The sequence below is a fragment of the Pseudomonas sp. C2B4 genome (assembly GCF_013359695.1).
GTDB lineage: Bacteria > Pseudomonadota > Gammaproteobacteria > Pseudomonadales > Pseudomonadaceae > Aquipseudomonas.
This window is the reverse complement of the sequence record NZ_JABFMU010000068.1, coordinates 1-23,521: the sequence shown is the minus strand read 5'-3', so window position 1 is coordinate 23,521 and position 23,521 is coordinate 1. Positions and strand designations below refer to the sequence as shown.

Below are 23,521 nucleotides of genomic sequence, written 5' to 3'. Positions count from 1 at the left end.
AGCATGCTTAAGTTTGCTGCGGTTAAACCAAAGTATTAATAGAAAGTTGGTTGATGGGTCAGTATCAAGTCCGGCGTTTCAAGGCCGCTTCAATACAGGCCAGTAGCGCAGGTGTGTTGAATGGCTTGGCAAAGTAACCCTCGGGTTTTCGCACGTTGGCGCTGAACGTCGGTGGCATGCCGGGCTTTCCCGTGATGAAAAGCGTGGGAATGTGCGTGTTCCTTGCCGCCAGCGCTTCGTACAGGGTCACGCCGCACATGCCCGGCATCTGGATATCCGATATCAGGCAATCGGTTTGGCAGGGGCCGTCGGACTCTAGAAAGGCGTAGGCACTGTTGTAGGTTTTTACGGTGTAACCGTAAGAGCGCAATAAGCTGTCCAGTGAGATAAGAATGAGTTCGTCATCATCAACAACTGAAATAATAGGAGCGTTGAGCATGTAAAAACCTTGCGTCATTGCGAGTGGCGCAAACTGGCGCCCGCCATACTTGCAAGATACGCGCTCCAAGAAAGCGGAATAGTATACTTGCGTATGTTTGGTTGTTTTTTTGCGTTAATTGCGATGGGTTGACGGCAGCGCCTACTGGAACCGTGTTTCGCCAAGGGGGCTGTCCTCGATCAACGCAATGAAATGCGCGTTGTGCCGCGTGCATTCTTCAAAGAAGCGTTTACTGGCGTTGTCCTTGTTGGCGATGGCGCATTCGCGGTAATCGCGCAGCAACGCTTCGGCAGCCCAGAGTCGACGCGTGCACTGGCAAATGCCCGTCAGGCAGTCGGCAAAACACTGCGGCTCGTGGGTGTCATTCAGGTGATAGAGCGCCGCGGTTTCGACGTAGCCGCCCAGGTCGGTAATCCCCGAGACAAGGAAGTCGGCATAGTCGGTATTGGCGCGCACCAGGCGATGAAACAGCTGTTGCACCGGCAGAAAGCTGACGTTGCGCAGTGTCTGTTGTCCTCGCTTGAGTTGCGCCAGCAGGGTCAGCACGGTGCCCAGCGTATCGGTCAGCACGTCGATGATCTCCACCCGCTCGGCGGTCGACAGGGACGTGTGCGCGCCATAACGACTGATGCGCAGCGGATGACTGACGATGTACAGCTTTTGTAATGCGTTCATGACAACCGTCCCCCAGGCCAGCGCATCGGCGCGATGAGTTGATGCATTCGAGGTGACCAGCGTAAATCGACCGGTCCTCGATAACACTCCTACCTCGAGACGGCGACCTAGCACATGGGGACAGGTCCGTCATACCGGGGTATGAGGGGTTAGCACTGAGGTAGGAGTGCCTGGCGCCAGCGGGCGACTTACAGTGCGCAGTCACTTGGATACATAAGGCCAGCTGCCGGTGTTGCGACGGCCTTCGCGGCTTTTCTCCCATCAACGCTAATCTGTTTGTCGACGGCGATCGCACGCGGCCCTGCCTGCGGCAAGGGCAGGTGCATAAAAGATTGTGGAGAAAATCATCCATGTTCACGTTCCTGCAGGCTCATCCATTGATCTGCAGCGTCATCCTGATCCTGATCGACCTCGCATCCTGGCAGTTGATCGGTGGCATGCGGCACAACCTGCGCTTGTGCGTGCGCATCGGCATTTTCGTCGCTTTCAGCTGGGTCATGACCGCCGCCGGCATCAGCCCGCTGCAACCGCCACTGTGGCCGGAGGACGCCATCCTCAACCTGATGGGCACAGTGTTGGGCATCGGCTGGTGGCTGTTCGCGGCCCGGACCGTGACCATCATCCTGGGCTATGGCCTGATGTCCCGTGCCGGGCACAGCGCGCGCCTGCTCTACGACCTGATGGGGGCGGTGATTTTCCTGATCGCCATTGTCGGCGCCGCGGCTTATGTCCTGCAGTTGCCGGTCAAGGGATTACTGGCGACCTCCGGGGCGATGGCGATCATCGTCGGCCTGGCCCTGCAAAGCACCTTGAGCGATGTGTTTTCCGGGATCGTGCTCAACACCACCAAGCCCTACCAACTCAATGACCGGATTTCCATCGATGGCACCTCGGGCAAGGTGGTCGAGATCGACTGGCGCTCGACCCACCTGATGACCGACATGGGCGGCATCGCAGTGGTGCCCAACTCGGTGGCGGCGAAGGCGCGGATCATCAACTTCAGCCGTCCGGGCGATGTGAACGGCATCAGCGTGATCATTGCCGTGCCCAGCAGCGTGCGCCCGCGCCGGGCCATCGATGCCCTGGAAAAAACCTTGCGCGGGACCCGGGCGCTGTTGCAAACGCGCTCGGCCAAAGTCTCGGTCAAAAGCTCCCACCTGGACTACACCGAGTACGAGCTCAAGGGCTTTATCGCCTCCGCCAAGAGCAAGAACGAAGTGTGCAACCTGATGTTCGACCTCGCCCATCGTCACCTTGAAGCGGCGGGTGTCAGCTGGGGGTACGGTCAGGAAGAACAGCGCTGGAACCGCCAACGCCGGTTGCTGGAAGACGTGCGGATCTTCCGCTCGCTGAGCAACAACGAACGCGACAGCCTGGCCGAAGAAATGACCCCGGTGGACTACCAGGCCGACGAAGTGATCCTGGCGTTCGGCGAGGTTGCCGATTGCCTGATGATCATCAGCACCGGCGTGGTATCAGTGTCGATCCACGACGGCGAAAAACTGGTCGAAGCCGGACGCATGGGGCCCGGCGAAGTCATGGGCGAGGAGGGGATCCTGGCCGATAAACCGTCGCGGGGAGAGTTCCGCAGCATCACCAGCGGCCGGCTGTTTCGCATCGAGAAACCCTGTTCGGCAACCAGCTGGAACACCTGGGCGAGCTGAGAACCGCCCTGAGCAATCTGCAGGACCAGCGCCAGGAAATTCGTGAGACGGTGGTTATGCAGAAGCCAATCGAGGTCAAGAAAGGTGGGTTGTTGCAGTGGTTGATGCAGCGGAGGTGAAAGCGTTTTTCGGCCTTTCGTTGAACCCTGTGACAAGGGGATTGGTGCGGTGAAGGGACTTACTGTGACAAAAACTCCCATCCAGATTCCATGGCGTATGCCGGGTGGGAACTGGTCGTGGTGAGAAGAACAAGGCTTCACCAGTGGAAAACAACGAGTTTCACAGCCGTGGGACGGTTTCGTCTTGCTGTTTAGGCTTGGATGACTGCAATTCAACCGAAAAATGTAGACAGAAGCTATAGGGTGTCGCTGGTTACCAGTATTCAAGGAGTATCAGTGGGTGAAAAAAGGGGTAGATCTATTTTCATTTAAATAAGTCTGTCCCCCTTTGTTCTATTCTGCCTTCGAAAAATGTTGTATCTGGCTTATTTTGAGCTTTCTACGGAGCAAAGCTTAGTAGCCGTATATGGGGTCAAAGTAAGATAGAGGTGGGTGCGATTTTTCCCACGCACTAGCGAAATCAATACCTTCCTTTATCTCTTCTGGTTTCATTTTGCTGGCTAGTTCTGGAAGTTTTCTTTTTGCGTCTTCAGGTGCTGTCCCAACTTCAAGTTTCGAAAGCATGAAAATTAGACCGTACGCTTCAATTAAGTTTACTGGGTAGCCAAGTTCGTTAGAGGGGTCGGAGATTTTGTAGGCGTAGGTGATAACTGCATCTATATGGCTGCTCTCCGTTGCTTTCTTTACCCAGTATGCAATTTCCTCTTTACTGCCACTATGATCATATAAGTAGTTGGCATGGAAAAACATTCCTCGTGGATCACCTCCCTCTGAGGAAGCTTTAAACCACTTTGTTATTGCTTTTTCACGATTACCTGGGATGAAAAACCATCCACCACCACTTTTGTAGACGCTTGCAAGTAACTGTTGGGCGTAACTATCACCAGCTTCGGCAGCTTTCTCCAGCCATGACAATCCCTGGCCAGCCGTAAAGAGTACGGTCATCGCTTCAGTATCACCTTTCACGGCTCGCTCGTTCGCCGCTTCCAATACTTGTTTCCGCCAGTCTTCTGCGTTTTTTTCAGAACAGGTGCTCATGAGACTACACAAGTCATCTTCATTGCTTAAACGAAGCATTGCGTAAAGATCACCTTGTTCGGCAGCTGCCTCGTACCATTTTTGAGCTTCAGACGTCATATATCGTTTGCTCAGTCTAATTGCCTCAGCCAAGTAGAACTGAGCCTTGCGGTCACCTGCTTCTGCGGCGATCTTTAATAACGGCTGGGAGTCGTACCAATTGCTTTGCTGGTAAAGCGCAATGCCCTTATCCCGGGCGGCGGTTTGTGAGTTTGTCGGTTCCGCAGCGCAAACGTTGGAAAAGAGCATCGAAAGGAAAACGCTGATGAACAAATTATTCATTTAAAAAAACTTTTTTCAGGGTTTCAGTAGCCATAAATTGGAACAAAGTACGAAAGTGGAGGGTGCGACTTTTCCCACTCTTTTGCGAATAATATGCCTTTTTTTATTTCTTCGGTTGTCATGTTTTCAGAGATTTTAGTAAGTATCCATTTTCCATCTTCGGGGGCTGTCCCTCCACCCTCAAGTTTAGACATTAAGTAAGCTAGTCCATATGCCTCTATTAGATTTTTATTGTAGTCGAGATTGTTTGGTAAATGAGCAATGCTGAGTGCATAATTGCCAACTGCCTCGATGTACCCATGTTCAGCAGATTTCTTTAGCCAATAAGCAACTTCCTTTTTCTCACTGCTGTGTTCGTACAAGTAATTGGCGTAAAGGTACATCGCCCGGGGGTAGCCGCCTTCTGCCGATGCTCTATACAATTTTTCAACAGCTTTTTCGCGACTGCCAGGAATCAAAAACCATCCGTCACCGTCTTTATAAATGCCAGCAAGTGTGTTTTGCGCCAACGGGTCACCTGCCTTGGCAGCTTTGACCAACCAACGAAGGCCTTGTTTGGTGATAAATAATGCGGTCATTGCCTCTGTGTCGCCCTTTTCAGCGCGCTCATGGGCAGTACTCAATAGTTGCTCGCGCCACTCCTCGGCTCTCTTGCCCGTGCAATTTTCCAAGTCATTGCAAAAATCACTTTTACTACTCAAACGAAGCATTGCATAAAGGTCGCCCTGCTCAGCGGCCGCTTCATACCATTTTCTTGCTTCGGCAGTCGTATATCGTCTGCTCAGTCTAATCGCCTCTGCCAGATAGTACTGGGCAGTCCGATCTCCAGCCATTGCTGCTTTTTCCAACAATGGCTGGGAGTCATACCAATCACTTTGTTGGTATAACGCTATGCCTTTTTCTTTCGCTGTTTTTTGTTCTTGAGTCAGTTTCGCAACGGCAGAGCAGGAGAAGAGAATTGCAAGTACTAACACAATAATTTTATTAGTCAATGTTTGGTCCTTTGGGCACGGCTTTGATGCCTGAGACTGGTGCTAACGCCGAAAAAGGAGACGGTTTATTTTTAAAATGATGATTTTCATCCGAAGATCAAAAGCCATAAATTGGGTCGAAGTAAGAAAGGGGAGGGTGGCTTTTTTCCCATTCCTTCGCGAAAGCTATGCCTTGTTGGATTTCTTGCGTGGTCATTTTTTCGGCAATCTTTGGAAGTGTCCTTTGACCATTCTCCGAAGCCGTTCCTCCCCCTTCAAGTTTTGAAAGCAGGTATGTCAATCCATAGCCCTTTATTAAGTCAATTGGATAACCAAGTCGATCCGGTAAATGAGCTATATTTCGAGCATAAGTACTCACTGAGTCTATATGTCCGCCCTCGGAAGCCCTTTTTATCCAGTCTCTGACTTCTATTGCGCTGCCGTTATGCTCATATAGATAATTGGCATAATGAAACATTCCTAACGGATAGCCATTTTCTGCAGAAGCTTTAAGCCATTTTTTAACGGCATTCTCGCGCCTACCGGGAATAAAAAACCAGCCACCTCCATCCTGATAAACACCAGCCAATAAGTTTTGAGCATAGCTGTCTCCCGCTTCAGCGGCTTTTTCCAGCCAGCCCAAACCTTGATTGGCGGTATAAAGGACCGTCATGGCTTCCGTGTCGCCATTATCAGCACGTTCATGAGCGATTTTTAGTACAAACTCTCGCCATTCTTCCCCAGATTTTCCCGTGCAGGTCCCCATATCACTGCAAAGATCATCCTTGTTGCTCAAACGGAGCATGGCATAAAGATCTCCTTGTTCGGCGGCAGCCTCATACCATTTTTTTGCTTCGACAGTGGTATAGCGCTTACTCAGCCGAATAGCTTCAGCCAGATAATATTGTGCCAAGCGGTCACCGGCTTTTGCGGCGTCCTTCAGCAAAGGCTGGGATTCGTACCAATTACTTTGTTTAAACAGGGTTATACCTTTTTCTTTTGCCACTTGCTGCTCATGCGGCAGTTGAGCAACTGAAATACAGGAAAAAAATAAGGTACATAACGCGACGGTGCACAATTTCTTAATCAATGCTTGGTCCTTTCTAGGTGGTTACTATTTCGTCAATTGGCGCAAAGGCAGGCCCCTTATATATGGAGCGATAGTCGCAGTGGTCATTTAGACGAGAACCCAAATTCGCGCTACGCTGGCGATATCGTGCTCGCATATCGTTGTTTTCTTCAACCAGTACGTGTACTCGTTCGGTCATGAATGAATCAAGGTGCAGCTTGTTTCTACAATAGTTTAGCCCCGCTTGCTCCGGTCGAACTCCATCCCTATTCATACAAATAATCGCTTCCTCAAACTGGTGCCTAGCGTTGGTTTTCCTTGATATCCAACCAAGGCATTTCTCAATCGCTTGTTGCTGCAGAAGGTGCGCCTGGACCTTGCTGAAATGCTGAGAGTTCTCATCTTCTGTTACTGAAAAAGCTTTTGGAGATGTACTCAACGTCAACAGTAGCGGCCCGAAAGCCTGAGGTTGAAGATTTAGTACCCAATCCTCCATCACTCTCTGGTTCTGGTCCCGCATTAACGTGTAAGCAATCTGCCCCCCACGTCCACCGTCGGTAAGTTTTCCGTAGATCTCCTTAATGGCCGCATACCCACGCATATATACAAAAGATACGTCTATACCTATCGCCCCAAGAAAACTCAGGTCTCTTACAAAATTCAGTGCTTCTCCCTCTACCCAATCGAGATCTTTGTATTGGTTGGCGGCCATTTCCTGGCGTACCAGTTCCAATAGCGCCACTACGCTTTCATAACCCACTTCAAAGGTCATGTAGCCTTTGAGGCCAGCACCCCATACCAGAGAGCCCTTGATGGTCAGCAGGAAACGTCCGTTGTCCACACGCAACAACAGGTTGCCGGCGAAGCTGGCTCCCAAAGCTGCTACCAATTCGACATCCAGCTTGGCCAGGGCGCGCCATTGGCTGCCGAGTTCGCGATTGGGCACCGGGGCAGGGGGGAGTACGCCAGGTGGCGGGCACCAGTAAAGTTTATCGCTGAGTTTGCATCCGGCCTGGGCGCCGACGAACATGTCGAACTTGGCCAATTCGCCTGTTCGTTCGGCAATGTCCACACCGGAAAGGCTGGTATAGCCGGTTTGTTGGTCCAGGGTCAGATCTCGTGCGAGCATCAGGCTGGCTCCGGCGAAACCCCAGGCTTTGGCGCTAAGGTCGAGTGACAGTTTGCCGAAATTCAAGGTGCGGACACTGCCGTCGTAGGCGGTGTAGTCGGCCTGCAAGGATTGCGCTTTACTTCGTTCGGGCAGTTCAAGTTTTAGCAGGCTGACTTCGCCGCGCCATCCCGCTACGTCCAGATTTGCCTTGGCGCTGAACGCCTGCAGGCCCTTGCCTAATTTTGGCCCTTCCAGCTTGACCGTTGTTTGCAGACTACTGCCAGCCGGTAATAGGCAGCGAATGAGTTGCGCCTGAGGACTATTGTCGAAAAGCATTAGATTGCGCAGCTGTTTGTCTTCAAAAATCATGGCTTTGAGTGTGTCGCCCCAGCGCTTGCGCTGATCTGCGGCTTCCAGGCTCTCGACTTTAAAGTTGGCAGCCTTCAGCGCTGCAAAGAAGGTCTCCGGGAGAAACAGGCCATCGCTGTCGAACCATGGACCTTTTTCATCAAGCGGATGCGCGCCTCCCTGCTTCAACCAATCGCTGAATACGCGGTCGTCGTCGACTTCCTTGGCCAACGATTTAGGTAACGATCTAAGGTCCTTGAGTGCTTGACCGAGGGCGCCGCCAGTCTCTTGGGCGAGGTACTGGAGGCTGATATGGTTCAACAAATAGTCGGAGGAGGCACTGCTAAGCTCCCGCAGGGGAATGTTTGCCTTGGCCAGTCGCTCGATTGGTTTGGGCTTGTAACTTTCCGGCTCCCAGACAAATAGCCGTGGTGGGAGCATGTCCCGTACCCTAGCTTCGGCGGTGGATTTGATCTGCTCAGCCTTTTTGTTCAGTTCATACCACTGATCTTGAAGTTTGACGAAGAGCGTTCCAGGTGGCGCAGCTTTGCCAGCGGTAGCAGAGACCCACTCCGAGTAACGGGCCTCGATGCTGTTTTCCAGATCGTCGCGCTTGCTCAGGAGCTTGATGTAAGTCTGGAACTCTTCTGTACCAACGTATTGATCGTCAGGGCTGAGCGCGAATTCGGGAACCGCGATGCCGCTTTCGGCGAGTTCCACGATGGCATTGATGTACTTTGCCATCACTGCCTCAAGTGTCAGGATGTTGATTTGCAGGGCTTTGAGAGCCTTCTCATCCACCACCCCCGTTTCCATGAATGTTTTCTGTAGGGCTTTGTATTGCTTCAGATGTTCCCAAGCTGAGTCGACTGTTTTGGTACCTGGATCGAACATCTTGAAGCCATGGACCTTAGCCTTTTCACGCTCGGCCAAATACCGATCCATCGCATCTCGAGCCTGTAAAGCACGAGGGGTATAGAACACACCTTTTTCGCTTTTGTAACCCAACGAGTCAGCGCGTTTGTTGGAAACGTCCTCTAGATCAGCCATGTTCTTTTTGTTTTTATCGATGCGCTGCTGGCAGTAGAACATCTCGCGTTCAGCACGCATCATCGCATCGCTGTCGCCCCTGGACTTGGCAACCTCCCAGTCAATGAGGTGCTGGGCTTTGTTGGCGGTATCTTCGGCGATTGCAGATTTGGAGTGCAGGTAACGCCCACGCTCGCCGGTTTCGCCTTCCGTGCTTTCGAGAAAGGCTTCCGGCCCCGGTGTAAGGAAGTAGTCGAGTAAACCGGCGTCCGCAATGTTGCTCATGCGCGTTGCTTTGTCTGCGTCGACAGTCTTTTCTTTCAGCATGCTGACGCTTTCTTTCAGTTGCTCGGCAACGCGTTTGGGCAGCAACCAGAATCGGCGCTGCCCGGTGACGTAAATGATGTCGTCATAGCTGGAGCTGCAACCGGGCTGCTTGTCCTTGCAGAACGTTTCTGTGTCGGCAGTTTTCATTGGCTGGTCAGCAGGGATAATCACGGGAGCCTGCTGCTGGTTTGCTTGGGTTTCGGACGTACCTGTCATCTCAGCCTTCCAGTCGTTGTACTTTTTCAAATGCCGGCACATCGCTGCTCAGCACACCCATAATGTCGGCTCGCTCCTGCAGTAGGCGGCGTTTCAAATACGGCAGCAGACGCTCAAGATGGCGGCCTTCTTCAATGCCGTGATCCACCAACAGCTGCAAATTAGCGAACACCACGGGCAGCTCTTCATTCGGCCAGTCATTGGTTGCTTCGGCTTGGCGGGCTCTCACCCAATACCACCAACGAACCTCATCGAACGCGGCCAGGGTATTGTCCTGAAGTTGCAGGGGCTGGCTGTCTTCACTGGCAGGAGCAATAACCTCCTGTGGCCGCTCCCAGATACGCCAGTACTGATCATCGGCATGAGCGGGTGGGGTATAAACACTTTCCCAAGGGCCGTAGAGGTTTTGAGTGGGTGTGGTCAATGCCAACGCACTCCAGAATGCCGGGTCGTAAAAACGTGCCAAAGAATCCCCATGAGTCTTGGCGTTCATTCGAAGCAAGCGACGCCCATGGGAAAGAGCGCTTTGCGGGTTTTCTCCAGATGTCAGGAGGATGCCTGCCCGGTTATCTCGGCATAACTTAATTGCCTTGGCTTCTGTGGCGCTTCCCGATTTCAGTTGCAGCCAAAGCGGGCTGACATCATTCATTTCGGCAAAAGGAGTTCCCTGAAACAGCCTCTCAACTTCGCTCAGGTCGGATTGCTGATAGAGCTGTTCGAGTGCCCGAGGCTGGCGGACGCTGTCGATGATGCAATACAAAGAGCGGCTTCTACCGCTGTTCCAGGGCGCTACGGCCACTGGTTGTTCAAGGAACAGACTCAGCCACGCAGACATGGGCACACCTCTCGCGAGCAAGCGCCATTGGCTTGTTTTCCACAGATCGGAACAAGGGGGAGGCCTTGCATGCTTTTTCGTACAAACGGATTGAGCATGGCCGGCACCAACAACACTCCCGCCCGATCTGCATCCGCCTGCCTCAACGCCCCCGGCAACAACGGCACCGCCCCCGTCCCATTCCCCGGACTGCCGCCCGCATTCATATTGATCTGCGGCCCACTCATGGTCACGCCGCCGCCATCGATCTTGATGAAGCTGCCACCCCCAATCAGGGTCAGTTCGCTGCCAGCTTCCAGGACCACCTTGAGGCCGCTGTCCAGATGAATCTCCTGCCCAGCTTCAATGAACTGCCCGCTGCCGATCTTGAGGTGCTGATTGACGCCCACGGTGAGGTGATCGTTGGCGCGGGTTTCGACTTTGCGGTCGGCGTGGACGGTGTGGTGTTCCTCGGCCTTGAATTCGCTGTAGCTGTGTTGCTCGACCGTATCGTGGCGCTGGTGGCCGACGCGGATGGTCTGGTTGCGTTCGATGTTTTCGTCCCAGTCGCGCTGGGCGTGGAGGAAAATCTGCTCCGCGCCTTGCTTGTCTTCGATGCGCAGTTCGTTGTATCCGCCGCCACCCGGTGAGCTGAGGGTCTTGAAGGTGCTGCGGGTCTTGTGCGCCGGCAGGTCGTAGGGGACGGGGTGTTCCTTGTGGTGCAGGCAGCCGCTGATCAGCGGTTGATCGGGGTCGCCTTCGAGGAAGCTGACCAGCACCTCCATGCCGACCCGCGGAATGGCGATGCCGCCGTAGCGGGCGCCGGCCCAGGCGGAAGAGACGCGCAGCCAGCAACTGGTCTTGTCGTCGGCCTGACCTTCGCGGTCCCAGTGAAATTGCACCTTGACCCGACCGTACTCGTCGCAGTGGATCTCTTCGCCCTTGGGCCCGGTGACCACGGCGCTCTGGCTGCCGAGAATGCGCGGCTTCTGTTGCGTGAGGGGCGGGCGGTGGGGCACGTCCCACGGGGTGGCGTGGAAGCGGTTGCGATAGCCCTGTTGGAAGTCGTCCTTGAGGTCGCGAGTGTCGCGGCTCGCCGACTCTTCCAGCACTTGCGGCTGTTGGCCTTCGTGGTGGATTTCGGTCAGCAGCCACAGGTCGTTCCATCGGGCCTTCGGGTGTTCGCGCAAGGCCAGGAAGTGGCCGCTGAGCAGCAACGGTTGATCGCTGGCGCCTTCGGCCAATTGGTAGTCGCTGCGGTGACGTTCGAGGGCGCGTTTGGCCAGGTGTTTGCCGCGTTCGCGGTGGAGGAAGCGACCGGGGTAGTCGTAGTCTTCAAGGTCGGGCAGGGCGTCGCTGCGCTGCTGGCTTTCCAGTCTCAGGCGCGGTTTTTCGAAGTCGTAGTCGCGGCGGGTGGTGCGGCTGGTGCGGGTTTCCAGGCGCAGGTCGAAGCGCTTGATCACCGGTGCGCGGGCGACCATGCCAGTGTCGGGTCGGTAGGCCACGGGGGCGAGTTTCGGGAACACCGTCTGGTCATCGCCGAACACCAGTCTGTGTGCCGTCGTGCTGTGCTGGAAGTGGTAGTGAATGCCTTCTTCCTCGCACAGGCGCTGGATGAACTGCAGGTCCGATTCATCGTACTGCACGCAGTAAAGGCGCTCGGGATAGATCGTTCCGAGGTGGAAGGTGTAGGCGTCGCGCTGGATGCCGTGTTCCGCGAGCACCTGGCCGATGATCTCCGGCACGCTGAGGTGCTGGAAGATGCGCGGGTTGCGACGATGCGCCAGGTAGGACAGGCGCGGGCGCAAGGTCACCGCGTAATGGGTCAGGCGTTTGCCGGACTCGCCCTGGGACGCGCGGTAGATCTGGCCATGGATGCCGCTGCCATCGGGCGCCAGCTGCAGGAAGGCCGGTTTGTGCAGCAAGGTCTCGAGGTCCAGCGAGCGCCGTTCGCTGACCAGTTCCACCTCGAAGGCGTAAGGCTGGCTGATGGCTTCCCGACCGTCCAGGGACAGGACCTGAAAGTCGTGGTCGAGGCCCTCGATGGTCAGGGCAAAGTGCGTCTGGTTGGCTGGCGCGAACATCCCTTGTTCCTCGTGCAGTGCGGCGGCGTTGGCCAACATCCGAACCGGTGTCAGCCGACGCAAAAAATTCTGAACGCGTACAAACAACATCGACCAGCCGAGCTGGCCGATGCTTGAGGTGGTCGACCTGGATCAGACGACCGGCGAACGCCAGTCATCGGAACCCGAGGTACCGGAGACTTCGTGGGTCCAGGTGATTTTGCGGTAGGTGAATTGCACTTCTTCCAGGTGCGTGAAGTGCGAGTTACCCGGATCCTGGCAGTTGTGCATCTTGTTGTTGATGGCGACGATGATCGCGTCTTCCAGTTTGGTGGTGTAGTAGTGCTCCTGGGTGCCTTGCGCCGAAGTGCGGTACCACTGGATAACGATCTCGCTCATGCGTTCGCCGGACGTCAGTGCGGCTTGCAGCAGTGGCGAAGACTTGTCGTAGACCTTGGTGATCACCACCGGCTTGTGCACGCGCTGACCGGTGGGTTGGCCGGACTGCGGATCACGCGGGATGATCACGTCGTGGCTGAACGCCTGAACCATGACCTGGTCTTCGTGACCTTCCTGGTACGTGTTGCCGACCGAGTCGGCGGTGAAGGCGCCGGCGGTGATCAGGCCTTGTTTTTCGCCGGTGACGGACATGTATGCGGGGGTAGCCATGGAAGCTCTCCTTGCTGAAAGTTGAGGATGCCCGGAAGGCGATATTGCCCTGTGGGTGCCTGACTGTTATCAAGGGGCGTGCCATGAAGAATTAAAACGATATAAATCAACGCATTAATGGATGCAGGCTGTTGATTGGCGGAGGTTTGAGCGCGAAACAGGCGAAAAAGTGCGCAAGGACTTGCGCACTGCTGTGCAACTTCTTGCGCATTAGGCTGGAAGCCCCGGCAGGCCTGGCGATCAGCGATATTTGAGCGGTATTTTGCGGGGTGAGGTGCGCAACTTTTTGCGCAAGGGGATGACGGCCTCTTTCAGTGACGGTCGCAAGGAAAGAGAGCAGGGAACAGGCCTTGCCGGGTGCAAGGCCTGTCGATCACGCACTGGTCGGGTATTGCGATTGCAACAGCGGGCTCCATTGGTCCTGATTGTCCGGGCGCCGGTAGTACACCACCATGCGCCGGGCGACCTGCATCGCCATCTCACGACCGCAATCGGCCTCGACCAGCGCCAGGGCCAGATCGATGCCGGCACTGATACCGGCCGAGGTCCACACCGATTGCTGCTGCACGAAAATGGCCTCGCGATCGAGCTCGATCAGCGGGAACAATTGCTCGAACAAGTCGGCCATCACCCAATGGGTGGCCACGCGCAGGCCGTTGAGCAGACCGGCCTGGGCCAGCAGGAATGTGCCGCTGCACACCGACGCCGTGCGTCTGGCGCTGGTTGAGGTGGCACGCAACCACTCGATCAGCGGTACGTTATCCGCGATGACCTGACGAATGTGTGGTGAGCCGGGGACGATGACGGTGTCGATCGGGCCGTGGGCAAATTCGCTCAGCCGCCGGGTTTCTACCACCAGGCCCTCGGCCGTCGCGACCGGTCCGCCCTCCATGCTGGCGGTGTGCAGGGCGTAACCTGGCAAACCGCGTTCGACCAGGCCACGGTTCGCGGCAAAGAAAACCGTCTGGGCACCGGTCAGGTCCAGCAAGCCCATTTGCGGGTAAGCCACGAACACGATGGTGCGCGGTTGTCCCGGCTCGGCGTGGACATGTTCAGGTTTGTCGCTCATTTCATGGTTGGACACTGCTGGGTCTCCAAGTCGCCGCATGGCGTCGTCAGGGGTGGGTGAAGGTTATTCGTCGTGTCTCAGGGCGGTCAGCGGAATGGCAAAGAAGAACTGCGTGCCAACCCCCACCGTGCTGCTGACCCAGATGCGTCCGCCATGGAACTCAATGATGGAGCGGCAGATCGAGAGCCCCATGCCCAGGCCGTTTTGCTTGGTGGTGAAGAACGGGTCGAACAGCGACGCCAGAATGTCTTCGGAGATGCCGGTGCCGGAATCGGCGACTTCGAGCACGGCTTCGTCATCCTGTACCGAGGTGTGAATCCGCAGCGTTCGCGGGCGGTCATGCACGTTGGCCATGGCCTGGCAGGCATTGATGATCAGGTTGATGATGACTTGCTGCAGTTGAACCCGGTCGCCCTTGACCAGGGCCTCGGGCGCGCCCAGTTGCAGGTGCGGACGCACCTGATGGTTGGACGTGTCGTGTTGCATGAGGGTCAGGGAGTCACTGACGATGTCATCGAACACTTCGGTCTTGCGCTGCACATCACTCTGGCGCGAGAGCGCCCTGATGCACGCGATCACTTCGGAGGCCCTGCAGGAGTTCTGAATGATCCGGTCCAGCGAGCGGCGTGCTTCTTCGAGGTTCGGTTCCTCGCGATTGATCCAGCGTTTGCAGGATTCACCGCTGGTGATCACCGCCGCCAGGGGTTGATTGATTTCATGGGCAATCGAGGCGGCCAGTTCGCCCATGGAGGTTACCCGCGTGACGTGCGCCAGTTTTGCCTGGGAGTGAAACAGCGCTTCCTCGGACTGCCTGGAGGCGGTCACGTCCATCAGGGCGCCGACATACTCGATTCGCCCATGAGGGTTGAACAGCGGGTTGGCGCTCATCTGCACGAACTTGATCCGCCCGTCGGGCATCAGCAGCCGATGCTCCACTTCGATCAGGCTTTCGCGAAGCGCGGCCTTTTCGAAAACACGTTCGACAATATGCAAATCATCGGGGTGAGTACGCGCCCTGATCAGGGCCAGCGTCGGAGTGACGTCCAGCGGATATTCGAAAATGCGTGCCGACTCCTCCGACCACGATACGGTGTGAGTGTCGATGATCAGACCGATGCTGCCGGTATGGCTGAGTTTCTGTGCGCCGAGAAAGAACGCTTCCTTGCGCCGCAAGCTGTCGGAGGCGCGTTTGCTTCTCAGCGCCAGCAGGGTGATGGTGGTCAACGCGATCAGGCAGCGCACGAAGCCGGCGATCAGCTTCTGGTCGCGATAGCCTTCTTCGACAATGAAACTGACGGTCAGGAAGCCGATGCAACTGATGGCGACAGTGAGGAAGACGGGAATGGAAAAGATGTTCGCCGACATGAACACCAGGGTGATGTAGAGCAGCGTCGGTGCGACATCCATGTTGAGCATCGAGTTGGTAATGAAGATCATGCTGCCGACCGCAATGGCGGCCAGCCAGGCCATCGCGTCTGATAGAAAAAGTTTCTTGCAACGTTTGATGATAGACATTTGTTTTTCCGGTTTTTTGCTATCGAACGGCAACTCGCGCGGCACTCGTGATGCCGGGCAAACTCTTTGTGAGAGGTATTTGTTTTTGTTGTGCAAGGCAGTGACTGGATTGGCTGGTAATCCCTTTTGCAGAGCCAATGGATGACCGTAAGGCCGGCTCTATGTAGGAGCGAGCCTGCTCGCGATGGTCGTTAACGATGACGTGTATCTATGGGTTCAACGCGGCGCACTTGAGTTCATCGCGAGCAAGCTCGCTCCTACAATTTCCCTGTGTTGGCCGAGACGGTGGTTGATTGAGTTCGAGAAAAAACGCCCGCCAGAAAAACGAGTGGCGGGCGCTTGGGAAAAGTCCCGGTCCGGCAAGGAGTGGGCCGGGCCGGGAAACAGGCGTGTAACTTCACATCACCTGGCAAGGCCAGGCTGGTGTGTGGCCGTATTGCGGCGCAGGCGATTGAAGGTCAACAGACGCATCACATAGCCAAGCTTGATGGCGGTCGGACCGAGAATTGTCATGGCATGCGCAACGATCACACTGGGCAGCGACAGGTACTGATCCAGGCCGTAGGCCAGGATGGCCCCGACGATCAAGGCGATCAGTCCCCCGGTCAGCAGGGCGTGGGACAGCTTCAATACCCGGGATGGATGCTCAAAAAAATCATACATGTCGATCACCGGCGGTTAGCGTCTTGAAGTGTCTTTGCCGGTCGCTGCAAAAGGGCCACCGGATTCAATCCCGGCAACCCCAACAGGAACCCGAGCCTCAAGCCACCGGGATCAACGGGTCGGCCGCGGCCAGCGCAGCGGCGCGATCAGCCGCCGGCGGATAGATCCACACGGTGTTGATCTGGGTCTTGAGTTCCTTGGCTTCCTGCTTGACCAGTTTGACCTGGCGATCCCAGCCCTCGGTGAACACCGCGCCCCAGGCACCCAGGTCCAGGCAGGTGACGTACTTGGGCTGGCTGTAGGCGATCGGTTCTACACCCAGCAGCTCGGCGGCGACGTTGTTGCCGGCATAACGGCCCAGGGCAATCGCGTGCTGGCAGGACATGGCGGCGAAGTTGCCCAGGTCATCGGTCGCGGCATACGCCACGTCGCCGGTGGCGAACACATCGGCATGACCGCGCACCTTCAGATTCTGATCGACATGCAGGCGGCCCTGATGATCGCGGGTGCCTTGCACTTGCTCGGTCAGCGGACTGGCGCGGAAACCGACGGTCCAGATCACGGTGCTGGACTCGATGCGCTGGCCATCGGCGAGGGTGACGCCACCGGCATCGACCGAGGTGACGCTGGTATCGAGAATCCACTCGATGCCCAGATGCTCCGAGGCTTCGACAATCGATGGGCGAATGCCATCGCCCAGGGATGCGGCGATTTGCGGAGCGCGGTCGACCACGATCACACGGATGTCGGCGTTGTCACCCAGCACGGCACGCAGGCGCGCGGGCATTTCGGTTGCGGTTTCGATACCGGTGAAACCACCGCCGGCCACCACCACGGTGTTGCGGGCGGCACTGGCCGGCAAGTTTTTCAGGGCATGGAGGTGGGCTTCCAGGCGAGCGGCCGATTCGATCTGATCGACATCGAACGCGTGCTCGAGCATGCCCTCGACCGGAGGACGCATCAGGTGACTGCCGGCGGCCAGCACCAGGCGGTCGTAGCTCAGTTTGCCTTGGCTGCCTGCGGCTTTGGTGAAGCTGACCAGCTTGTTCTTTTCGTCGATCGTTTCCGCCGAACCCTGGACGAATTTCACACCCACGGCGTCGAACAAGTCGTTCAGCGGCGCCTTCATGTTGTGCACGTTCGGCTCGTAGAAACGTGGACGAATACGCAGCTCGGCCTGAGGAGCCAGCACGGTGATCTCGACGTCATTGCGATCATGCTTGTCCAGCAGGCGGGCAGCGCTCAACGCGCTCCAGACCCCACCGAATCCTGCACCGATAATCAAAATCTGCTGTTTCATTGTTTAGCTCCTGAAGAACAATCGAGGGCGTGAAAAAGTATTGCGAAATCAGCACGGTCACGATGACTAACGGTTGCGCTGCGTATAAACAGCACTTGTCAGGCAGGATTCGGCTGGATCTGAAACAGATGTTATGCGACGGGATTAGTTGAAACACTTCTACGAAGGGTCAGCCTAAGTATGACTAAGTATTAAAGAGATATACCAAGGTGTTAGTGATGTTGTTCAAGGGCTTGTTCAATACAGCAGAGCAACTTCTCGGTGGAAAATGGCTTGGGAAGAAACGCCACCGGCGCCAGGGCGAAAGCCGCCGGCAGGCGCTGTGAATCCGGGTTGCCGGTAATGAATATCACCGGAATATGAATCCCCAGGCTGGCAAGTTTTTCATACATCCGGATGCCGTCCATTTCCGGCATTTGTATATCGGAGATCAAACAGGACGTCATGCGCGGGCCATCGGAGAAAAGGAATTCGCGGGCCCCTCCATAAGTTCGCACTGTATAGCCGCTGGAGCGCAATAAACTGTCCAGTGCCATTCGAACGGATTCGTCGTTATCGACGACGGCAATCATTGCCTTGTTGCACATAGTTGTGTCCTGCGTCGTAGCGGAGAGCACTTAGAGGCTGCCCGCCATCACTGCAAGATACGCCGTCCTGAAAGGGTGCACAGTATACGTGGGTATAGTCACCTGATGACGGGCTGCGCCGAGATCACCTCGGACATGCGCACCAGATCGGCAAATGAACGCGCACCCATTTTGCGCATGGCCTGGCCGCGATGGATTTTCACGGTAATTTCGCTCAGGCCGATTTCCCCGGCGATCTGCTTGTTCATCAACCCCGATGCCGCCAGCGCCATGACGGTTTGCTCCCGGGCGGTCAGCGTCTGGTGGCGCGCCCGCAATTCATCGGCATGCCGCTCGGATTCGCGACGCTGTTTGTCCCGGGCATGGGCCGCGCACACCGCATCGATCAGGTCCTGTTCGCGAAAGGGTTTGGTCAGGAAGTCCACCGCCCCGGCTTTCATTGCCCGTACCGTCATGGCGATGTCGCCATGGCCGGTGATAAACACGATAGGCACGTTGATGCCGGCCACGGCCAATTCGTTTTGAAAGTCCAGGCCACTGCTGCCTTGCAGGCGCACGTCCAGCACCAGGCAACTGGGTGTGTCCGGGCGCGGGTACTTCATGAACTCGGCAACCGAGCCAAACAACTCGACCCGCAGGCCGATGGAGCGCAACAGACTGCCGACGGATTCCCGCAGCGGCGCATCGTCGTCAACGATGAAAACCATGGATTCGCCAAAGGTGTTTTTGTTGATGGGATATTGTTCTTTCATTGCTTGTTCCCAAGGGGTTGGACATGCAACCGCCCTTCGCTGTGGTCCTGGCGAAGGGCGCTACATTAAGTGCAGGCGGGGCTTACGGCACTCATACCTGCGGGTGGTCGTTCAATACGAAGGCATGGCCGCGCCATACCTTTGTATTAAATGGCCGCGGCGTAACCCGAATCGTTGACGACCCGTATCGGCAGGGCAAACAGAAACGAGCTGCCCTGGCCGTTGGCAGGGGTGGCCCAGATCCGCCCTTCGTGGAAATCGATGATCGAACGGCAAATGGAAAGCCCCATGCCCAAGCCGTTTTCCTTGGTGGTGAAAAACGGCATGAACAACTGTGGCAGGACATGGGCGGGGATGCCCGGGCCTTTATCGGTCACTTCCAACACCGCTTCGTTGTCCTTCACCCAGGTGCGAACGCTCAATGACCGCTCGCAAGGTTCCACCGCGTCCATGGCCTGGCACGCGTTGATGATCAGATTGATGATGACCTGCTGCAGTTGCACCCGATCGGCACTGATCTGGGCGCCGAAAGCGGCCAGTTCGATGGTCGGATTGATCTTGTGATGGGCCAGTTCAAAGCGGACCAGGCCCAGCGTCTCGTTGACGATGTCGTTCAGCGACTCGTTCTGGCGCAGCGGATCGCACTTGCGCGACAAGGCCCTGACGCGGCGGGTGATCTCGCTGGCCCGATGGGAACTGGCGATGATCCGGTCCAGGGACTGGCGTGCTTCGACCAGATCGGGTGCCGGACGGCTCAGCCAATTGCGGCACGCTTCGCCGCTGCTGGTGATCGCCGCCAGCGGTTGATTGACCTCATGGGCGATGGACGCCGCCAGCTCGCCCAGGGACGTCACGCGCGAGACATGGGCCAATTGGGTCTGGGCCCGGCACAGCGCTTCTTCGGCCTGCTTGCTGGCGGTCACGTCGCGCAGCGCACCCAGATAATCAATGTATCCGAGGTGGGTGTAGAGGGGCGTGGCGGTCATGTGCACATGCTTGAGGCGTCCATCGGGCATCAACAGGCGATGTTTGATCTCGATCAGTCCCTCTCGCCGCGCCGCCTTCTCGAAGGCGGCCCTCACCAGTACCGTATCGGCGGGATGGGTACGCGCCAGGATCATTGAAATCGTCGGGGTAACGCCCACCGGATACTCGTAGATCCGTGCCGACTGATCCGACCAGGAGAATTCCTCGCGACCACTGCGAAAGCCCATGCAGCCGGTCTGGCTCAGTTGCTGTGAACCGGAAAAGTAAACGACCTTGTGCCGTAGCTCATCGCAGGTTTTCTTGCCGCGCAACGCCAGCAGCGTGATCGCCGCCAGCAACGTCAGGCGGTGGAAGAATTCCTCCGTCGATTCCCAGCGATCGAACCCGCCGTGGTAGAGGAAGATGGTCGTCAGCATCAGCATGCAGAACAGGGCGACCACGATCACCGCGCTGACCGAAAACAGGTTGACCGCCATTAACAGCACGGCGATGCACAGCGTCGCGGTGGGCAGGTCGGTGCGGGTTTCGGTGTTGATCATGATGCCACCCGCCACGATCAGGCCCATCAGCCAGACCAGTACGTTTTCAAATGGCTTGAGGCTGATAGTGATCAAGGGGCGAGTCGTCCTTTGGTCCGGGTTGAACAGCATCTTGCTGAAATGACGTTTCAAAAAGGAATGCGCGCTGCGTGCGTTGGCAGGCTTGCTTGTTTTGGTATCGATCATGCGCGCCTCGTCTTTTTGTTCGGGCTGGGCGGAGAATCGCACCGCTATGCTAGGAGCAACGGTTCTCATTCGGTTAGGACAAAAAACCCGATATTCCTGCCATTTTCGGCCTTTGACGATGACGCATGGTGGATGCGTAAGTCCTTTATGGCATTGGATTTTTTCCAGAATTGGTATACCCGGGTATTAACGTGCGTACCTAACGCATGATCGCGTTGTCCCCATGTACGACAGACGTTTTGCCTGAGCGGCCATAACCTGTTCACACACCTTCGAACTCAATGGCCGCGTGCCGGGTAGCGAACCTCATGAACAGAAATGACCTGCGTCGTGCCGACATCCATTTGCTGGTGGTTTTCGAGACGATGATGCATGAGCGAAATGTCAGCCGCGTCGGCGAAAAGCTGTTCCTCGGGCAACCCACCATCAGCGGTGCCCTGGGCCGTTTGCGCGTGCTGTTCGATGACCCGTTGTTCATCCGCTCGGGCCGGGTGATGGAGCCGACCGCACGGGCAGAGGAGATTTTCGCCAACCTCGCTCCGGCGCTGGACGGCATCGCCGCCGCATTGAGTCGCTGCCAATCGTTCGATCCCTCTACCAGCGAGGCGACGTTTCATGTCGGTCTGTCCGACGATGTCGAATACGCACTGCTGCCGCGACTCTTGCGGCAACTGCGGGTCGAGGCCCCGAACATCACCTTGATCGTGCGGCGGGTCGATCAGCAGCAGATGTCGCAGCGATTGATGAATGGCGACATTTCCGTCGGCATCAGTCAAACCCTCGACCTGCCGGCCAATGCACGACGCAAAGGCTTGCGACCGATCCGGCCGGTGCTGCTGCGGGCCGATTCCCGGCCGGGGCCGTTGGGGTTGGAGGGGTTTTGTCGGCGGCCTCATGCCGTGGTGTCGTCCATCGGCAATGCCACCGACGACACCGACCACGCCCTGAGCCTGCTGGGCCGGCAGCGCAAAGTGGTGCTGACCGTCCCGCAGTTCAGTGCGTTGCCGGTGTTGCTGGCGCAAAGCGACATGCTGGCTATCGTGCCGGATTACGTGGCCAAGGCCATGGTGTCATTGCCAGGAATCAGGGCAGAGCCGTTACCGCTGCAACTGCCGGTACAAGAGCTGTCCATGGTCTGGCGGGCGGCGGCGCACAGCGACGCCGGCCAGCGTTGGCTGCGCTCGCGGTGCTGTGCGTTTCTCTGCGAGCCGGTGGAATTGCAGGTGGTGCCCAAGTCGCTACCGGCGTTGCACAACGATCAGGCTTTGCTGGCGGCCAGGTAAGCACCGAGACGCTTGCCCATTTCTTCGCCCAGGGCTTGCAAGCCACTCATGGGCCGCACCATCACCTCGAAATCAACGATTTTGCCCTGCTCGTTGAAGCGGATCATGTCGATGCCCTTGAGTTGCTTCTCGCCGACCCTGGCGCTGAATTCGAGGATGACATTCAAGCCGTCGGCGGTGGCCAACTCACGATGGTAGGCAAAGTCTTCGAACACCTTGGAGACCGTGTTGAGAATCATCGAGACCACCGGCGCGCCGGGATACGGCGTGTGCGCCATCGGCGAGCGGAACACGGCCTGCGGGTCGAGCAATTCGGGCAGGGCCTTGAGGTCGCCGGTGCGGATCATCGCGTGCCAAAGGCTCAAGGACGCGGCGGCCTTGGGGTGCAGTTGCAGTTCAGACATGGTCAACTCCTGTTGTTTTGTTGTTGTTCAAAGCTTGCCTGACGGGATTTTTTCGAAGTGTCGGGCAATGACCTGGGCAGCGTCACTGGCCCAGACACTGTAGATCAACGGCCCTGGGTGGAAACCGTCTGGTGCCATGGAACCCGCCACGGGTGCCAGATGGGTTGCCAGCATCGTACAGCGCTCCCTGTGCCCGACCAGTTCCGCAAGACGCACATTAAAGCGCGCGGCCCGGTGACCCAGGTACCAGCGCAGCGGTTGCGGCAATGCCGGAAACAGATGCATGGGTGGAAGAGGGGAGACGACGATCAGCTTGACCCTGAATGTTTCGATCAGCACCTCCATCAACTGTTGTTGCCGGGCGATCCACTGGTCTGCCGTCAGCAGGCCGGTGACATCGTTGACACCGATGGACAGCAACGCCACGTCGAAGGGTTCTGGTGTGTGCTGCTCGAGCCATTCCAGCAGGGCCTGCGAGTCCAGGCCCGACTGGGCCGAGAGCTTCCAGCTGACCCGGAAATCCCTGGCCAGGCGACTGACCAACTGGCCGCTCAAGGCATCGGCCTGGGTCGATGCCCCGACACCGGCAGCGGCACTGTCGCCGAGGATCAGCAGCCGCAGGGGCTTGCCATCGCCGGCTTCGCCTTCGCGTTCACCCTCGGCCTCCGGCAATTTCGGGGTGACCCGGCGCGTGTAGATACCCTGCATCAGCAATATGGGGCCGAGCATGATTTTGGCCAGGGTTTCGGTTTTGCTCATGATCGGGGGCCTGATCGGGGTGGTTGCGACTTGTGCAGCAAGGCTGCCAGATCCATGCGTGGCGCGTCACGGGTCATATCAGCCGAAAATGGAGCAAAAAAAGCGGCTCGTATAATGGAATGCCGGTTTTGTAAGGTGGTGTACATATCCGTGTAACTAAGCGCTCCATCCCCTGTGGGAGCGAGCCTGCTCGCTCCCACACCGGAATCAGGGACATGGCTGGGAAGAATTGGTCGTCTGTCAGGCCATCATCGCTGGCAAGCCAGCTCCCACAAAAGATGTGCTCTGCCTTTTGACCAGACACCAATCCCACGACTGGCAAAAATCCAACTGTGGGAGCGAGCCTGCTCGCGAAGGGGCCGGGCCAGTCAACATCTTTGCTGAATGACACACCGCCTTCGTCGGAACGCCGCCCGGAGCAGGCTCGCTCGCACACCGGAATCAGGGACATAGCTGGGAAGAGTTGGTCGTCTGTCAGGCCATCATCGCTGGCAAGCCAGCTCCCACAAAAGCTGTGCTCTGCCTTCTCACCAGACACCAATCCCACGACTGGCAAAAATCCAACTGTGGGAGCGAGCCTGCTCGCGAAGGGGCCAGGCCAGTC

General features: G+C 56.9%; 19 protein-coding genes and 1 pseudogene. 2 read left to right on the top strand and 18 right to left on the bottom strand.

Annotated features, from left to right (window positions below; all coding sequences use genetic code 11):
- Window positions 1-64 precede the first annotated feature (64 nt).
- Complete coding sequence (locus HNQ83_RS27305; protein ID WP_175391959.1) at window positions 65-439, bottom strand: response regulator transcription factor; 375 nt, start codon at window positions 437-439, stop codon at window positions 65-67.
- A 141-nt stretch (window positions 440-580) separates the two neighbouring features.
- Window positions 581-1,114, bottom strand: coding sequence for a hypothetical protein (locus HNQ83_RS27300; RefSeq protein ID WP_175391958.1), 534 nt, complete (start codon window positions 1,112-1,114; stop codon window positions 581-583).
- Window positions 1,115-1,464: 350 nt separating this feature from the next.
- Here HNQ83_RS27300 and HNQ83_RS27295 point away from each other — a divergent pair.
- Window positions 1,465-2,897 (top strand): annotated as a pseudogene (locus HNQ83_RS27295) (mechanosensitive ion channel domain-containing protein).
- 393 nt (window positions 2,898-3,290) lie between these two features.
- Here the strand turns inward: HNQ83_RS27295 and HNQ83_RS27290 are convergent.
- The 14 genes from HNQ83_RS27290 to HNQ83_RS27225 form a co-directional block, all read right to left on the bottom strand.
- Window positions 3,291-4,256 carry a tetratricopeptide repeat protein gene (locus HNQ83_RS27290; RefSeq protein ID WP_175391957.1) on the bottom strand — a complete coding sequence of 322 codons (966 nt, stop codon included), beginning with the start codon at window positions 4,254-4,256 and terminating at the stop codon, window positions 3,291-3,293.
- 23 nt (window positions 4,257-4,279) lie between these two features.
- A complete protein-coding gene (locus HNQ83_RS27285; protein ID WP_175391956.1) occupies window positions 4,280-5,248 on the bottom strand; it encodes a tetratricopeptide repeat protein in 969 nt (322 codons plus the stop codon).
- A gap of 97 nt (window positions 5,249-5,345) precedes the next feature.
- Window positions 5,346-6,317 carry a tetratricopeptide repeat protein gene (locus tag HNQ83_RS27280; protein WP_175391955.1) on the bottom strand — a complete coding sequence of 324 codons (972 nt, stop codon included), beginning with the start codon at window positions 6,315-6,317 and terminating at the stop codon, window positions 5,346-5,348.
- A gap of 13 nt (window positions 6,318-6,330) precedes the next feature.
- Window positions 6,331-9,357 carry a hypothetical protein gene (locus tag HNQ83_RS27275; protein ID WP_175391954.1) on the bottom strand — a complete coding sequence of 1,009 codons (3,027 nt, stop codon included), beginning with the start codon at window positions 9,355-9,357 and terminating at the stop codon, window positions 6,331-6,333.
- Window positions 9,329-10,162 carry a DUF4123 domain-containing protein gene (locus tag HNQ83_RS27270; protein ID WP_175391953.1) on the bottom strand — a complete coding sequence of 278 codons (834 nt, stop codon included), beginning with the start codon at window positions 10,160-10,162 and terminating at the stop codon, window positions 9,329-9,331. Before HNQ83_RS27270 ends, HNQ83_RS27275 begins: the two co-directional genes overlap by 29 nt.
- Complete coding sequence (gene tssI / locus HNQ83_RS27265) at window positions 10,147-12,225, bottom strand: type VI secretion system tip protein TssI/VgrG (protein WP_175391952.1); 2,079 nt, start codon at window positions 12,223-12,225, stop codon at window positions 10,147-10,149. The genes HNQ83_RS27270 and tssI overlap by 16 nt, the downstream gene beginning before the upstream one ends.
- Window positions 12,226-12,357: 132 nt before the next feature.
- A complete protein-coding gene (locus HNQ83_RS27260) occupies window positions 12,358-12,873 on the bottom strand; it encodes an Hcp family type VI secretion system effector (RefSeq protein ID WP_175391951.1) in 516 nt (171 codons plus the stop codon).
- Between the two features lie 373 nt (window positions 12,874-13,246).
- Window positions 13,247-13,957, bottom strand: coding sequence for an AraC family transcriptional regulator (locus HNQ83_RS27255; RefSeq protein WP_372241935.1), 711 nt, complete (start codon window positions 13,955-13,957; stop codon window positions 13,247-13,249).
- 48 nt (window positions 13,958-14,005) lie between these two features.
- Window positions 14,006-15,457, bottom strand: a complete 1,452-nt coding sequence (locus HNQ83_RS27250) for a sensor histidine kinase (protein ID WP_175391950.1) — start codon at window positions 15,455-15,457, stop codon at window positions 14,006-14,008.
- A gap of 402 nt (window positions 15,458-15,859) precedes the next feature.
- On the bottom strand, window positions 15,860-16,120 hold the full coding sequence (locus HNQ83_RS27245) for a transmembrane sensor/regulator PpyR (RefSeq protein WP_175391949.1): 261 nt from the start codon (window positions 16,118-16,120) through the stop codon (window positions 15,860-15,862).
- 97 nt (window positions 16,121-16,217) lie between these two features.
- Window positions 16,218-17,420: an NAD(P)/FAD-dependent oxidoreductase gene (locus tag HNQ83_RS27240; RefSeq protein WP_175391948.1), complete on the bottom strand. Its 1,203-nt coding sequence runs from the start codon at window positions 17,418-17,420 to the stop codon at window positions 16,218-16,220.
- A gap of 212 nt (window positions 17,421-17,632) precedes the next feature.
- The gene (locus HNQ83_RS27235; RefSeq protein WP_175391947.1) at window positions 17,633-18,007 is read right to left on the bottom strand and encodes a response regulator transcription factor; all 375 of its coding nucleotides are present in this window, start codon (window positions 18,005-18,007) and stop codon (window positions 17,633-17,635) included.
- A gap of 98 nt (window positions 18,008-18,105) precedes the next feature.
- Window positions 18,106-18,759: a response regulator transcription factor gene (locus tag HNQ83_RS27230; protein WP_175391946.1), complete on the bottom strand. Its 654-nt coding sequence runs from the start codon at window positions 18,757-18,759 to the stop codon at window positions 18,106-18,108.
- 146 nt (window positions 18,760-18,905) lie between these two features.
- On the bottom strand, window positions 18,906-20,471 hold the full coding sequence (locus HNQ83_RS27225; protein ID WP_256669263.1) for a sensor histidine kinase: 1,566 nt from the start codon (window positions 20,469-20,471) through the stop codon (window positions 18,906-18,908).
- Between the two features lie 308 nt (window positions 20,472-20,779).
- Between HNQ83_RS27225 and HNQ83_RS27220 the strand changes: the two genes are divergently transcribed.
- Window positions 20,780-21,754: a LysR family transcriptional regulator gene (locus tag HNQ83_RS27220; RefSeq protein ID WP_175391945.1), complete on the top strand. Its 975-nt coding sequence runs from the start codon at window positions 20,780-20,782 to the stop codon at window positions 21,752-21,754.
- Here the strand turns inward: HNQ83_RS27220 and HNQ83_RS27215 are convergent.
- Both HNQ83_RS27215 and HNQ83_RS27210 read right to left on the bottom strand, forming a co-directional pair.
- Window positions 21,730-22,158, bottom strand: a complete 429-nt coding sequence (locus HNQ83_RS27215) for a nuclear transport factor 2 family protein (protein WP_175391944.1) — start codon at window positions 22,156-22,158, stop codon at window positions 21,730-21,732. The genes HNQ83_RS27220 and HNQ83_RS27215 overlap by 25 nt on opposite strands.
- Window positions 22,159-22,185: 27 nt before the next feature.
- Entirely contained in the window at window positions 22,186-22,917 is a 732-nt protein-coding gene (locus HNQ83_RS27210) for an SGNH/GDSL hydrolase family protein (RefSeq protein WP_175391943.1), read from the bottom strand.
- Between the last annotated feature and the right edge of the window lie 604 nt (window positions 22,918-23,521).

Bases quoted from the DNA above. Each gene is read 5' to 3' on its own strand.
- HNQ83_RS27305 (WP_175391959.1), bottom strand. From the start codon at position 439: ATGCTCAACGCTCCTATTATTTCAGTTGTTGATGATGACGAACTCATT.
- HNQ83_RS27300 (WP_175391958.1), bottom strand. From the start codon at position 1,114: ATGAACGCATTACAAAAGCTGTACATCGTCAGTCATCCGCTGCGCATC.
- HNQ83_RS27290 (WP_175391957.1), bottom strand. From the start codon at position 4,256: ATGAATAATTTGTTCATCAGCGTTTTCCTTTCGATGCTCTTTTCCAAC.
- HNQ83_RS27270 (WP_175391953.1), bottom strand. From the start codon at position 10,162: ATGTCTGCGTGGCTGAGTCTGTTCCTTGAACAACCAGTGGCCGTAGCG.
- tssI (WP_175391952.1), bottom strand. From the start codon at position 12,225: ATGTTCGCGCCAGCCAACCAGACGCACTTTGCCCTGACCATCGAGGGC.
- HNQ83_RS27260 (WP_175391951.1), bottom strand. From the start codon at position 12,873: ATGGCTACCCCCGCATACATGTCCGTCACCGGCGAAAAACAAGGCCTG.
- HNQ83_RS27250 (WP_175391950.1), bottom strand. From the start codon at position 15,457: ATGTCTATCATCAAACGTTGCAAGAAACTTTTTCTATCAGACGCGATG.
- HNQ83_RS27245 (WP_175391949.1), bottom strand. From the start codon at position 16,120: ATGTATGATTTTTTTGAGCATCCATCCCGGGTATTGAAGCTGTCCCAC.
- HNQ83_RS27240 (WP_175391948.1), bottom strand. From the start codon at position 17,420: ATGAAACAGCAGATTTTGATTATCGGTGCAGGATTCGGTGGGGTCTGG.
- HNQ83_RS27235 (WP_175391947.1), bottom strand. From the start codon at position 18,007: ATGTGCAACAAGGCAATGATTGCCGTCGTCGATAACGACGAATCCGTT.
- HNQ83_RS27230 (WP_175391946.1), bottom strand. From the start codon at position 18,759: ATGAAAGAACAATATCCCATCAACAAAAACACCTTTGGCGAATCCATG.
- HNQ83_RS27225 (WP_256669263.1), bottom strand. From the start codon at position 20,471: ATGATCGATACCAAAACAAGCAAGCCTGCCAACGCACGCAGCGCGCAT.
- HNQ83_RS27220 (WP_175391945.1), top strand. From the start codon at position 20,780: ATGAACAGAAATGACCTGCGTCGTGCCGACATCCATTTGCTGGTGGTT.
- HNQ83_RS27215 (WP_175391944.1), bottom strand. From the start codon at position 22,158: ATGTCTGAACTGCAACTGCACCCCAAGGCCGCCGCGTCCTTGAGCCTT.
- HNQ83_RS27210 (WP_175391943.1), bottom strand. From the start codon at position 22,917: ATGAGCAAAACCGAAACCCTGGCCAAAATCATGCTCGGCCCCATATTG.